Genomic DNA, 13,937 nt, shown 5'->3' with positions numbered 1-13,937 from the left:
GTCCCCTACAAGACGTGATCGCCCATGAGACCGCTGCTACTGCCGTTTGCCTGCCTGATCCCGTTCCTCCTCCATATACAGACCGCATTCGCCGACGCGTCGGCCAGGTACTCGGAATTGTGCGCCGGCTGCCATTCAGCGAACCCGGCAACCCACTTTCGCGATTCGACCCTGATCCAGGCAGCCGATGACCGGCGAACGGCACAGACGATTCTCAGCGGTCGCACGAACCGGGGCATGCCTGCGTTCAAGCGGGCGCTGAACGACCAGCAGGCGCTGGAACTGGCGCGGTTCATACGCATCGCGAGCACTTCTACCCCGATGATCGGACGAACGATCGAAGCCGAAGCCTTGCGCGCCGATCGGTCGGCCGGGTACGCCATTGCGCAGGAGGGCGACACGCGGTTCCTGCAGTACGTCGATCGCGGCAGCCATCTCTGTTACGACGGCATCGACTTGAGCGGCGTTCGCAGCATCGAGTATCGCTACGCCAAAGGTGAAGGCGAGCCTCCCCGACGCTTCGCGCTCGTCGCGTTCTCCGCGGATTTCGGCAATGGAGCGCGCACGCCGCTCGGTGAAAAGATCACATCGCTGACTGGCGGATGGACGCAGTTCAAGACCGAGCGGATCGGTCTGTCACGCGAGCTGCAAGGGGTGTATCGCCTCTGCATCATCGGGATGGAAGGCGGCGGCGTGTTCAATCTCGACAGTTTCACGATGAGTGACGCGCTAGGGACGAACGATGGCATCACACAATCATTCGACGTGTCGAACGAGGTGGTACACGCAGCCGACCAGCGTTTTCACGTGGAGAAAGTGGCCGAGATCGATGGGGAATTCTGGTCTCTCGAGTTTCTCGACGAGCGATCCCTGCTGGCCACACAGAAGAGCGGTCTTCTGTGGATGCTTCGGGATGGGCACGCCATGGTGTCCATCGAGGGAACACCGCGCATACGGTTTGCAATGGGCGACCAGGCCGGGCTGTTCAGCGTGAAGAAGCACCCGCAGTACGCATCGAACGGCTGGATCTATCTCAGCTTCGCCGAGCCGCATGGCGAAGACGCAGCAGCGACTACCATCGTCCGTGGACGAATCCGCGGCACACGATGGGTCGACGAACAGTTGATTTATCGTGCTGCCCCTGAGTTCTTCATCAGTTCAGGCGCGCACTACGGTGGCCGGCTGGCCTTCCTCGGTGACGATCTGTACTTCAGCATCGGCGAGCGAGGCCACCAGGAGAACGCGCAGGATCTCAGCAATCCGCTTGGCAAGATCCATCGCATTCGGGACGATGGCCGGATCCCGGTCGACAATCCGCTCATTGGCGACCCCAAGGCGGTGCCCTCCATCTGGAGCTGGGGTCACCGCAATCCTCAGGGACTCACGATCGATCCCGCCACACATGAACTGTGGGAAACCGAGCACGGCCCGAAAGGCGGCGACGAACTCAACCGGATCCTGCCGGGTCGCAACTACGGCTGGCCGCTCGTCACTCACGGGACTAATTACGATGGCACGATCATCAGCCACGAATCGGAGCGAGATGGCATCGAGTCGCCGCGCGCTCACTGGAGTCCCTCGCCCGGTGTCTCAGGACTCACTTTCTACTCGAGCAATCGTTTCCCCAGGTGGAAGAATCGTCTGCTGATCGCCACGCTGGCTCAGCAACAACTGAAACTGCTCCGCCTGGACAATGGTCGCGTCGTTCACGAAGACGTGCTCCTCGGGAACGTGGGTCGCATTCGCGACGTGGCGGTCAGCCCGGACGGATTGCCCTACATCGCGTTGAACCAACCGAACGGGCGGATCTATCGACTGGTGCCGCAGTGAGGCACATCGCGAATTGGATGCGCGGCCCTGGCGCGCAGTCCCCTGCAGATCATCAGTGCGTGTACCCACTTCGACAGCGAGCATAGACTCCGCTCCACGATCGGATACATGACGCCTGAGGTGTATGAGCAGAATCTCTCATGCAAAGGTGTCAACTAAAGCGGGGACGATCTAGCGCGAAACGCGCGCCTGCAGAGTGACCTCAGGCACGAGAGCAACCCCTGGTCTGATACTCGGAACCCTCACACTGGAGCAGCGAGAAGATGGATGTAGATACGCCAATGGCCATTCTTGAATCCTATAAAGCAGCGGTCTATGACCAAAGCGTGAACGCATTCTTGCAGCTCTACACTCAGGATGCGCGCGTGTACGATACGTGGGGAGTCTGGTCCTATGAGGGAACTGCCTCGCGGAGACAGGCTATCGAGGGATGGTTCGCGTCGTTGGGTGAGGAGCGCGTCAGAGTAAGTTTCGACGAAGTAAACGTTGTCGTCGCTCAGGAGCTGGCCGTGCTTTCAGCAACGGGTCGATATGCCGCCCACTCGACGGATGGCCTGGAAATTCGCTCGATGCAGAATCGGCTCACCTGGGCACTCCAGCGAAAAGACGATCGCTGGTTGATCGTCCACGAACACACCTCTACGCCAATTGGCTTCAGTGACTTGAAGGGAATCCTGCGGCGCGACGATGCCTGACCCTTGCATCGCGGCTCGACAGCGTGCGGTCCGCGCTTGGACTGATACACGATGAGGCTCGCCCCAAGGGCGCAGCACGCCGACGACCGCGGACGTCGCGCGACGCTGCTTTTCGATGCGGAAGCGCACGACTTTCGCGATTTCGCGATCGTCGATCGTCGGAGCGCGCTGCGAACTCAGTTCTGGGGGAGTCGGCACGTCCGCCGCGTGAATCGCCGGCGTACCGAACGTGACGAGAGCAACCATACCCAGTCGGATTGAAACGTTTGTCCGTCGTGTCACGCGATCAAACTCCAGTTCGCCAGTGAGGCCAGTATACGTGGCGGACAGATCCGCATTGGAGGCGCGCGAGTACGGCTCGGTCAGTTCACAGCATTCCAAGCAACACGTCATCGATGCAGGCGAGCAGCAGCTCGCGGACGTGAACGGGGGAGTGGCGCAACCAGTGTGCGAATTCTTCGCGCTCGAAGTAGCCAAGTGCGCCGTAGTGCAGTGTCCAGAAGGCGGCGGACTTGGCTTCGTTGAGTGGTGGAAAGAGAGTGTTCGTACTGTCTCTTTTGCCGTCGCAGTCGTTGTCGTCACTCTCGCGTTCACAGCGCATCAATGCGCGGGCCTGCGTCAGATAGGTTACCTGCAGCGGCGGCAGATCCAGGGTGGTGGGATTGATTCGGTTGCCGGACGTGAGTAGTTGCTCCAGTGCAGCGCGATGTGGGCCGGGAAGACGGGTGATGTATCTGCGTAGCTGGTCGAGCAGGTGTGCAACATGCAGCGGCTCGCGTTGGAGAGGCAATCCTTGAGTGGCACGTCGAGCCATCCGCGATGACAGCGTGATGACGCATCGCCAGGGATCGGCGACGAGGCAGCGCACGTCGAGGCAATGCAGGCGTTGATGCAGTGATCCGGCGAGCGGGTCCAGCTTTCGGGGGATTTTCCAGTGTTGCAGCACGACACTGATGACGTTGCGATGCATGCGATCGGCAGCAATCGCCGATGAGACCTGCGCTGATGAGGTGCGGACGCAAGACCATTCCATCGTCTCCCTCCTGGTGTGCGCGTTTCCGCGGCGATCTGTCGTAGTCGTGGTGCGCAGCGAAAATGGGGACAAGAGAAGAGAGAAATACTTCGTCCCCCATCTGATCAATTGGTCCGACTCAGTCTTCCAGTCGCGCATAGCACGCGCGGCACCTGGACATGACCAGGCACTACAACAGGGGAGAACGGAATGAGATCAGTGGGACGGCCGATGCGGTGGATGATGCTTGTCGTAGCAGGCGTTGCTTGCGTGAGCAACCCGTTCGCCGCTAGCGAAGATACGCGGATCGAGCTGGAGGAAGTAATTGTCACGGGGTCGCGTTTGCGCGGTGAGGGGGCCGCACTGCCGACGACGGTGTTCGATCAGGCCAGGATCGAGGAACTGGGGATCTCGACGGTGCCGGAACTGCTCAAGTACCTTCCGCAACAGTCTTATACACGGGGTGAGGATTTTCGATTCGGCGGTGCTCAGTTCGTGGAGCTGCGCGGTCTGGGGACGGATACGACGCTGGTGCTGATCAATGGGCGACGTGCATCTGTAACCGCGGCCAATGCAGCATCAAATGCCTTCGATCTCAATACGATTCCAGTCTCTGCGATCGAGCGGGTGGAAGTGCTGTCGGATGCGGCATCAGCCGTGTACGGCGCAGACGCCGTTGGTGGTGTGATGAACATCATCCTGAAGCGCGATCTGGACCGTGTTGATGCAGACCTGCGCCTGGGTTCGGCGTCGGGCGGCGCAGAGGAGCGACGTGCGTCGATCGCCGGTGGCCTGTCGAGTGAGCGCTTCAGCGGAACGCTGGTGCTGGACTATTTCGAGCGTGAGTTTCTCCTGGGCGAGAAACGCGATCGGTGGCGCGATCAGAATTTCACCCGTTTCGGAAGCACGGATCAGCGCTCGGCCAATGCGAATCCCGGCAACGTGACCTCGCGCAGTACGGCCAATCTGCCTGGACTGACCTCCACGCGTGCCGCGGTGCCGGATGGCAGTTCGGGTGTAGGACTGACACCGGCGGATTTTTCGTCGACCAGCGGGCAGCGCAATCTGGAGAGCCTGGCGCGTTACGCATCGGTGATGCCGGAGTCTGAGCGTGCGAGCGCGATGGGAACCGCGGAGTTTCGTTTCACGCAATCCGCAAGTGCTTTTGTGGAAGCACTGTATACGGACCGTCAGCAGACGACGCAGTCACCGCCGTCGGCGCTGTCCAATGTGTTGGTGCCGGCCACTCATCCGTTCAATCCTTTTGATGTCGCCGTGAATTCAAACTTCCTGCTGACCGGGTTGGGTCCGCAGCTCGCCGTGGTGGACTCGGAGTCGCTGCGCGCAGTAGCGGGCGTGCGTGGTGCGCTCGGCTCGTGGGACTGGGAGGTGGCTTACCTGAACGGTCAAGAACGGTCGAGTTCGTGGACGCAGAACGCTGCCAGTGCAACGCGGGTGGCTGCCTCGCTCGCATCAACCGATCCGTCATTGGCCCTCAATCCGTTTCAGGATGGGCCGGGCGGCTCGCCGCAGTTGCTGGCGTCGCTGCTTGCCGACCCGGTGATCAGCCGGTACGAATCGGATGCGGAGCACTGGAGCGCATTCGTCCGCGGATCGCTTGCGACATTGCCGTCGGGTGATCTGGACGTTGTCATCGGGGGTGAGTACCGGGCCGAGAGCATCCTGTTCAACGGCCTTGTCTTCGTCGATCACGGCCGCGAAGTGAAGGCAGGATTTGCGGAAGTGCGTGTACCCCTGGTCAATGCGGCCATGTCGATCCCCGGCGTGCAGGGTTTGTCACTCAGCCTGGCAGCACGCCACGATGAATACAGCGATTTCGGCGGCACGTTCAATCCGCAGGCGACCCTGACCTGGTTACCCACCGATAGCGTGAAGGTGAGGGCAACGTACGGCACGAGTTTCCGGCCGCCGTCACTGTTCGAGCTCTACAGCCCGCGACGCACGGTGCCAGGATCCACGGTTGTCGATCCACGGCGCAACAACGAGACCGCAATCATCACGGTGATCTCTGGCGGCAATCCTGACCTCGCGCCAATCACCGCGGATTCGTGGAGTGCCGGGTTCGTGTGGTCACCGTCGGCGTTCGGTGGCCTGCAAATCGGTGCGACGTACTGGAACATCGCGCTCGATGACCGGGTGCGCATCTTCTCGCAGCAACTGGTTCTTGCGAACGAAGCATTGTTTCCCGAACGCGTGGTGCGGGCGGCGCCGACACCAGCGGATACTGCGGCCGGCGTCGCAGGAACATTGATCAGCGTCGACAGCTCGCGCATCAACTTCGGAACACTCGAGACATCGGGCGTGGATCTGGCGGCGCACTGGTCGCTCACTAGCGCCTGGGGCGATTTTCTGCCCAATCTCACGCTGACTTGGGTCGATAGCTACAGGGCAGGTAGCGCGCCTGGTGCGCCGGCAGTGGACCGCATGGATGTCGCGAATGCCGATGGCACGATCACGTCGTGGCGAGGGGTGGTGGGTGTGAGCTGGCAGCGCGGTCCATGGGGCACGTCACTGTCCGGCCGCTACATCCCCTCCTATGACGATGCGACATTTACGGGCGCGCGGACCGGACGCGAAGTGCAATCGCAGTGGCTCACGGATCTGCAGGTGAGTCTCGACTTTCGGCGCGGTGAGTGGAGTCCCTGGCTGAAAGGCTTCGCGTTGCAGGCCGGCGTCTCCAACCTGTTCGATGAGGAACCGCCGTTCTCCGAGATCGGTACGCCGTTGGGCTTTGATCTGTCGCAGGGCGATCTGCGTCAGCGATTCGGCTACCTCAATCTGTCCAAGCGTTTCTGATCATGCAAAGAGATAGCAGCAAGCGCCAGTCGCACGGGCTGGCGCGACGTAGTGGATTGGCTCTGGTTGCAGCACTGATGATGATTGGGAGCAACGCTCCTCAAGCGGAGGGAACTGCCAGCGGTCTCACTGTCGCGGAGGGGATCGAGACGACGCGATTCATGACGGATCGCGGAGGTCAGGGAGTGTTCATGTCACCGGACGGACAACGGTACGCAATTCTGTTGGTGACGGGAGATATCGCGCGCGATGGGGTCTGGTTACAGCTCCTTGCAGGCACACGTGCGTCATTGGCTCAGGCACGTCCGCGTCCGCTGGTTCGCCTGTTCACGCGCGGGCTGGGCGTCGGATACGCCAGGCGCTTCGGCTCCGACCAACTCACGACCGCAGGGAATATCCCGGTGTGGCTGGATAATCAGACGATCGGATTTTTCTGGGAGGACGAAGCCGGAGTGCGGCAGGTCATGCAGGTCAACGTGGATGACGGACACGCATCGCCGCTGACTCGATCGCATACCCCGGTCATTCGTTTTGCGGCCGCTTCAGGCGCGCTGCTCTACAGCGCAGCGGTGCCCCGGGATGCAGGCCGTGGGGAAGTGCGGCAACGGGAGGGCTTCGCGGTCAACGACAAGGATGTGCTGGAGTTGTTGAATGGCGGGGTGCGTGGGGCCTGGGACTGGATGATGCACGATCGCTTCCTGATCACGCCGTCGCATCCGATGCCGCGGCGCGTGGCATTCGTCGGCGGTGAGATTGTGAGTCGCTACCTGCCGTTGGTGGCGCCTGTGTACTCGCCGGACACGCGCTCGATCGCGACACCACACACCGTGTCTGACCAGCAAATCACGGCAGAGTGGGTGCGCTACACGCAGCCGCATTTTCGTGACATGTGGACGTCTCGCCAGAGTGATCCGGAGTCGTTCTATGCGCGGCAGTTTCAGAAATTTTTCGTCATCGATGCGGCGACCGCAACTGCGCGCCCGCTGTGGGACGCACCCGTCGATGGGTTAGGTCGCACGCGAATGGCCTGGGCACCCAATGGACGGCACCTCGTGTTGGGCCCCACGTTCCTGCCGCTTGTGCAGGCGGATGTATCGGGTCTGGCCGGTGACGCTGTCGCCGTTGTCGACGTGGCAACCGGACGGTTCGAACGGTTGCCGCTGCCCGATGAAGCTGCGCGACAACTCCGCGAATTGACATGGACGGCGCCGAACCAGATCGAGGCTGTACTCGTCGGCGGGGAGCGCATGGTTTGGCGTCGATCGGGACGCGGTTGGAAGCTGGACGCAGCGACGAAGAGTCCACCGGATGAAGCCTCGGAGATCCTTCACATCGAAATACGACAAGGCTTGAACCAGCCGCCCCGTCTGGTGGGTCGGGATCGCACGGGTGAGGCGGTTCTGTTCGACCCCAATCCGCAACTAAATGAGGCGCGACTCGGACGGGTGGAGTGGATTCGGACGAAGACCGGCGATGGTCGGGCCTGGGAAGGGCGTTTGTATTACCCGCTGAACTACCGGCCCGGGCAACGTTATCCGCTGGTCGTGCAGACCTACGGATTCACTCCGCGCGAGGAGTTTTCGATTTACGGGCATGCAGGACCGCCATTGGGGCCCGGACGGTCGGCCTACATCGCACAGGCTCTGGCGGGTCGCGATATTTTCGTGCTGCACGGCCCCTCGCGTGGCGAAGCGATCGAGGACATTTCACAGGTGCTCGACGATCTCGAAGAGCAGATCGAGCACCTGGTGGCCAGCGGGATGGTTGAGCGGGCGGCGGTGGGCATCATGGGATTTTCAGCGTCGGGCTGGATCACGACCTATGCACTTACGCGCGGCGGCTTCACCTATGCGGCCGCATTGACCGACGACAACAAGGATGGCAGTTACCTGCAGGCGGCGATGTCCAACTGGGACTTTGCGTCGGGACAGGAAATGATTGGCGCACCACCGTTCGGCGAAGGGCTGAAGCGTTGGCTTGAGCACTCGCCAGCGATGAATACGGAGCGCATACACGCGCCGCTGCTGATCACCCGCTCATCGCCGGGGTTGCCCTTGAATGGCTGGGAATTGTTCAGCCGTCTTCGATACCTGCGAAAACCAGTGGAGTACTACTTCGTCCCCGATGTCGAACACGGCAGTCACGGACTGCAGAATCCGAGGCAGTTGCGCGCGCTGCAGGAACGGGCGCTCGACTGGTGGTGCTTCTGGCTGAAGAAGGAACGCGACTCGCATCCGATGAAGCAGGCGCAGTACGCGATGTGGGAGCGGTTGCGGATCCTGCACGACAAGCACGTCACGAGCTCGCTGCTTCGCGCCGACCCGCGCTGAGCCGAGGGCGCTCGCACGGCTTGCCGTGGCTGCGACCCCGTCGGGTCGTGCGAGTCAGCCTTCGTTCACGCTTCCAATGGCCGCTGCGCATGGGGTGTTGCCGCCCGTGCGACGTCGTCCCAGGTGCGAAGCCAGATTTCCGTATCCATATGACGAAGAATCTCGCCGGGTAGCGTGTGCGTTCGGGTCAACCCACTCGAAAGCGCAGCGTCGACACGACGGCGGTCTAGCAAGCCCCTCTGTGCCAGCCGTCCTTCCATCAGAAGCTCGCGCAAGTAGTCGCGATTGTTCTCAATCAGCGTGTCGAAGTAGCCGGTGGCGCGGTCCTTCCATTGCCGCTCGTAGATCGCTGCGGGCAGCTCCTGCACGAATGCGTGACGCGCGAGTCCCCGTTCGCGACCGTCAAACAGCAGGTACTGAGGGACACGCAGCAGCAACTCGACCACCGGCTGAGCGTACAAGGGTGAGCGGATCACCGGGACGGACGCATCGAGGTTGAGCAGTACATCGTAGTGCTGAGGAGGATAGAGCAGGGCGCCCAATCGTCGGATCGTGCACCACGGAATCTCAGCCCGCTGGTCAAACCAGGGGTGGGGATAACGCTGCTGTGGCCGCATCGGCTCTCGCAGCGATGGCTCAGCCAGCGTGCTGGCTTCGCTCTGAAAAGCGAGATCTTCCTTCATCCGGGAGGCGAGGAGCCAGCGTCGGAGCGATCGTGCCAATACATTCCAGAGCGAACGGTCGCTGTATCGTGCTATCCGCGCCGCAATGCGTATGAACTCCAGGCTCGGGCCATGATGACGCAGGAACTCCAGGGCGGTGAGCCCGATCGAATCGCCGCCGAACACCGAGTCGCCACCAAGTCCCGTGAACACGGCACTCGCCTGCAATTCAGTCGCGAGAGCTCGCTCGAGTCGGCCGCGTTCGAGTGCGGACATGAGAAACACCGGACCGACGGAGGGTTGCACAGTGCCGAGGTCCGACAGCCGCACACGGGCGCCATCGCAGGCTTGTTCCAGGTGTGGCAGTCCGAAATGTTCGGCGGCGATGCGCGCCCATCGGCGCTCGTCGTTACGGGCCTGCAGATCAAAGTAGGTGTAGCAGTGGATGTGATGATCGGGGCGTGCCTGAGAGAGGCAGGCAGCGATGATCGTTGAATCGAGTCCGCCAGAGAGCCGGTGCAGGACATGATGGTGTCCATTCAGCGCAGCGCGGGTGCAGCAGCTCACCGTGTCGTGCAGTTGCGTGGCCGCGCACGAAACATCGTCGATGCGTGCCGCCGGCTCCGTGAAGGCGTCAGGATGCCAATAGAACTGGCGTTTGAGCTGCAGACTGTCGCCTGCGTCCCGTAACGTGATGCACTCGCCACGATGTACGGGCCAGATCTGCTGCAGTGGGTGCGTCTTCGCATCGGCGCCGCCGCTCAGGATACGCTGCACAAGATAACGTTCCTCGATGCGCGCTACGAAATGCAGCAAGTGCACGAGGTCAGCGATGCATGAGAAGAACAGGTACAGGTCGCCGTGGCGCGTGCAGTGGCAAGGCAGATCGCCGACCGGGTCTTTGATGATGTGGATTGAGTCGGCGGACCGCGGGCGGACGAACGCGATGTAGTCGCCCCATTTGGTCTCGATGAGCTCCCGGCCATCAGTGCGTGCGATGCGTTCAACGGTTCCTTCCGGCAGCGCCACCTGCGCGTCGGAGTCGGCAAGCCAACCCAGGATCGCGCCCTCATCGCCGAGCGGGAAGCAGCGGGGTTCGCCAATGGTACGACCGGCGCCCGTGTACCAGATGTGCGCGCCATTGGCCTGCACAGCGTTGATCCACCCTGCAGCGCGTGACAGCTGGTGCATCAGCGCGTGGGCCTGCTGTTCCGCTCGTGCGGACGCCGTCGGCCAGACCCAGGCGAGATAGCGAAACACGACTGTTCACTAACTTATGAGAATCGGTAGGAATTCGTGGACATGTTCGGGTGTGCTGTCGAGAACGGCAGGCCCGTATTGAGCCCAGCTGTGCGCTTTCCAGGGTCTCAGTCGCACACCGATCACCCAGACGGCAGGAACGTCGTGATGGATCAAGAATCGAGTGAGTGCCAGAGCGTGAAACAGACATCGATCGCGCGCCGTGAAGGTGAGGCGTCGGCACTGTCCGAAGATGGAGATGAGGTCGGCCACTTTGTCCGTCGTATCGACGCGGCGCTCGGCGTGCGATAAACGCAACTCACGCACGCTGCGTGCTGTCGACTCCAATGAACTGTATTTCAGAGCCCACAGCGCCCATGCGCAGGCACCGGCAAAATGCATCAGCGTCAGCGCTGTGATGGCGGATGGGGATTGTGTCGCCTGTACCGCGGTGAGCGGTGACTCGAGCCTGAGGGGCGGTGGCAGGGGCAAGGGCCGGTCGGCGTCGAACCGCACGAGCAACCCAGCATTCAAGAACTGCCGCACGCTGGCAGGCTCGTGATCGCTCGCACAGCCTTCATGCAGCAGGCGTTCGAGAATCAGTGCATCTGTCAGGCTCAAGCCATAGAAGCGATTGCGCTGCAAGCTGAGCAAGACGGCGCCAGATGATCCGAAGCAGGCGCGCGTGGCCGGCGAGAGTGCGAAGCGAGACCTGGCTGCGGCGATGTTGTCCATGGCGCTGTGTCCGATTCCAAGCTGCGTCTGATTCGTTGAGGACCGGGATGCGCAACCGCACCCCGGTCGCAGCACGACGTCAGTCAGCGACGAACAGTGCTGGTTCGCCGATGCTGTCTTCCTTGGGTCCCGGCTTCTCGCGGGTTTCGACAGTTGCATCACCCAGGTCAATCAAAGTCAGTTCGTCGTTCATGACACATCTCCTCACTCAGCGTTGATGGATGCCATCCGCGGTGGCGGGTTAGACGCTGCAGTGCTTGGGAGGACGGTGCAAGCAGGTCTGCACGAACGTGGAGTGTGCGTACTGCCGGAGTTGGTTGCGACGTTTGGGGCGAGCAGGCCGTAGGGCCATGACCGCTGGTGCGAGGTCCGGGAATTCAAGAGGTTGGAGTGGAGGAGCGAACACTCAGAATGTCCGAGATCGCGGTCGACCGGTAACTTTCGTAGCCAGACGGGAAAGTCCGGCGATGGTGACAGAGCTGGCTTATTGTCTATTGAGACGGAGAGCCCGCTGGGCGGCGGCAAGCCGCGTGTACAGTGACGTGCATAAACAGAGCCCCGCTTCGCAACTGCATTGGCCGGCGAAGCACGGCCGCCTGCGACGCATTGAATCGAACTCCGATAGGCACGGCTCTTTCCGGCGTCAGGCATGATGCTGATGACAAATGAGCGGGGCTCTGCGTAAGCGTCGATGGAAGCGGGCAGATGCCGTTCCGGTGCGCTGATCGCCTGGGGCGGGGCGAGCGAACCCTGCGAACTATCCCAGCGGTTGTAAATGCCTCAATGCATCGAGGCGAAACAAATCCGGATGCTGCACGCGATTTCGCGCGATGACTTTGGAGAGCGTAGAGGGATCGCGTCGCAGAGCGCGCGACACGGCGGTCAAGGTGGCGATGCGACGCTCAGTGGCATGCCAGGCGATCAGCGAGCGGGCGAGTGCGGTGCGGCGACTGCGGGAGATCGACAGGATGTGCTCGCGCGGGATGTTCTGGGCGACGGCGACGGCATCGATCAGTTGCGCGACGGTGAGGCGTGGTGGTTTCGGGCGATGCGCGTGCGGCAGGCGCTGCGCGAATTCGGCATCGCCGAGAAACCGCGTGTGACATTTGCCGTTGCGACTGAGCAGGTCGAGCTCCTCTGTCGTCGAGCCGGTTTCGAAGTAGGCCGTGTGCTGTGAATCATGTGAATGGCCTTGTTCGCGCAGCAGGCGCGGCACCGTGTCGGTATCCAGCCAGCCGATGCGGCGTTCGCCGACGAAGGCCCCGTGGCTCGAGTGCGGGTAGTCCCTGGGATGGGTGCACAGACCTGCGCGCACTGGTGCGTGATGGATGTAGCGCACCAGCGCGGGCAGCCAGGCTTGCGGATCGATCAGCACCGACTGGAAGCGATGGGCGAACAGGTGGCCGCTATCGTTGCTGTGGCCATGCACGTACTGGGCGTAGCGGCTGGTGAAACCCTGCATGAAGCGGCTGACTGGTGTCTCACGGGTGCGCACCGCCAGGTGCAGTGTGTGGGGCAACCAGCAGAAGGCGTACACGGTCGTGTGGGTGCGGAGGCCGGTGCGGGCCAGCAGCGACTCGAGGTGCGCGTAGTCACTCTGTTCATGGAACAGAGGATGGTGATGCCCGGTGGACTGCAACACGTAGTAGGTCCCACCCGGAATCTGTATTCGGGGACGGCGCGACACGAGGGGGCCTGTTACTCAGCGTGGGCCGCGTAGTACTGCCGCAGCTCCTCGGCGATGGCCGGTGGCAGGGCATCGGTCATCGCCATGGTGCGCGAGTGCGGTTCGAGTGCCACGGATGGATCGCGTCCCTCGTAGTGGCCGAGGTTCGGACGATGCAGGCGATAGCCGATGAGATCGCGCACCGCAGTCGGGAAGGTGCGCGCGATCTCGGGTGGATAGGCGAGCGAGGAGTTCTCATAGGGGCGCAGCCAGCCCAGGCTGTAGCTGAAGACGAGGCCGGTGCGCGGTTCAGTGCTGCGGTTGGCGCCGCCGCAGTGGGTGACCGAGCCGAGATAGATCAGGGCGGAGCCGGCCGGCATGGAGGCAGGGATTGCATCGCGAGCGTCCGCGCCCCGTGGCATGACGCGATGCTGGCTGCGTGGCCAGATCCGCGTGGCGCCGTTCTCATCGGTGAACTCACTCAGTGCCCAGAGCACATTCACCAGGTATTCCGCGCCGTGTTTCGGACTCGGCCACATCTCATCGTCGCGGTGCGGGACTTGCTGGCGCTCGCCGGGGTGCAGGCGGATGGCCTGCGAGAGATTGAGCTGGTAAGACTCGCAATGGGGTCCGAGGATCTCGCACATCAATGCCGTGATCCTGGTATGCAGAAGCAGTTCGTGCGAGCGGCGTGATTTGAGGAGGATCGAGTTGAGCCGGGTGGTGCGATGGCCGTAGAAATCGCCCTCGCAACGCGGCGTCGCCGCGAACCAGGGATCGAGCTCCTCGTTGATGCGCTGGATCGTCGCGAGTGGCGCCAGCCGTTCCACGATGAGATAGCCCTGCGCGCGCAATTGATCGAGCGTGGCGAGCGGGGTCGATTCAAGCGGGTCCGGGTCGACAGAGGAAGCATCGGCAATGCAGGCAGAGGGAGTGGCCATGGCTGCGTCT

At 62.2% G+C, this 13,937-nt stretch carries 9 protein-coding genes; 4 read left to right on the top strand and 5 right to left on the bottom strand.

The genetic code is table 11. The features are described from left to right. Positions 1-24 precede the first annotated feature (24 nt). Together VIZ63_RS23540 and VIZ63_RS23535 are read left to right on the top strand one after the other, a co-directional pair. Positions 25-1,830: a PQQ-dependent sugar dehydrogenase gene (locus VIZ63_RS23540; RefSeq protein ID WP_331612263.1), complete on the top strand. Its 1,806-nt coding sequence runs from the start codon at positions 25-27 to the stop codon at positions 1,828-1,830. Between the two features lie 263 nt (positions 1,831-2,093). Further along, a complete protein-coding gene (locus VIZ63_RS23535) occupies positions 2,094-2,525 on the top strand; it encodes a YybH family protein (protein WP_331612262.1) in 432 nt (143 codons plus the stop codon). Positions 2,526-2,892: 367 nt separating this feature from the next. Here the strand turns inward: VIZ63_RS23535 and VIZ63_RS23530 are convergent, their stop codons facing one another. Then, entirely contained in the window at positions 2,893-3,558 is a 666-nt protein-coding gene (locus VIZ63_RS23530) for a hypothetical protein (protein WP_331612261.1), read from the bottom strand. A gap of 249 nt (positions 3,559-3,807) precedes the next feature. Here VIZ63_RS23530 and VIZ63_RS23525 point away from each other — a divergent pair, with 249 nt between their 5' ends. Then, positions 3,808-6,354, top strand: coding sequence for a TonB-dependent receptor (locus VIZ63_RS23525; protein ID WP_331612260.1), 2,547 nt, complete (start codon positions 3,808-3,810; stop codon positions 6,352-6,354). A gap of 191 nt (positions 6,355-6,545) precedes the next feature. After that, positions 6,546-8,684 carry a prolyl oligopeptidase family serine peptidase gene (locus tag VIZ63_RS23520; protein WP_331612259.1) on the top strand — a complete coding sequence of 713 codons (2,139 nt, stop codon included), beginning with the start codon at positions 6,546-6,548 and terminating at the stop codon, positions 8,682-8,684. Positions 8,685-8,749: 65 nt separating this feature from the next. Here the strand turns inward: VIZ63_RS23520 and VIZ63_RS23515 are convergent, their stop codons facing one another. The 4 genes from VIZ63_RS23515 to VIZ63_RS23500 all read right to left on the bottom strand — a co-directional run bounded on the left by VIZ63_RS23515 (position 8,750) and on the right by VIZ63_RS23500 (position 13,927). Further along, positions 8,750-10,606 carry an asparagine synthase-related protein gene (locus VIZ63_RS23515; RefSeq protein ID WP_331612258.1) on the bottom strand — a complete coding sequence of 619 codons (1,857 nt, stop codon included), beginning with the start codon at positions 10,604-10,606 and terminating at the stop codon, positions 8,750-8,752. Between the two features lie 9 nt (positions 10,607-10,615). After that, complete coding sequence (locus VIZ63_RS23510) at positions 10,616-11,320, bottom strand: lasso peptide biosynthesis B2 protein (protein WP_331612257.1); 705 nt, start codon at positions 11,318-11,320, stop codon at positions 10,616-10,618. A 757-nt stretch (positions 11,321-12,077) separates the two neighbouring features. Beyond that, a complete protein-coding gene (locus tag VIZ63_RS23505) occupies positions 12,078-13,007 on the bottom strand; it encodes a transposase (RefSeq protein ID WP_331612256.1) in 930 nt (309 codons plus the stop codon). 11 nt (positions 13,008-13,018) lie between these two features. Further along, complete coding sequence (locus VIZ63_RS23500; RefSeq protein ID WP_331612255.1) at positions 13,019-13,927, bottom strand: phytanoyl-CoA dioxygenase family protein; 909 nt, start codon at positions 13,925-13,927, stop codon at positions 13,019-13,021. Positions 13,928-13,937: the final 10 nt, after the last annotated feature.

This window comes from Povalibacter sp. (assembly GCF_036520495.1).
Taxonomy (GTDB): domain Bacteria; phylum Pseudomonadota; class Gammaproteobacteria; order Steroidobacterales; family Steroidobacteraceae; genus Steroidobacter.
The sequence above is the reverse complement of the archived record's forward strand: the minus strand, read 5'-3'. Positions and strand labels throughout refer to the sequence as shown.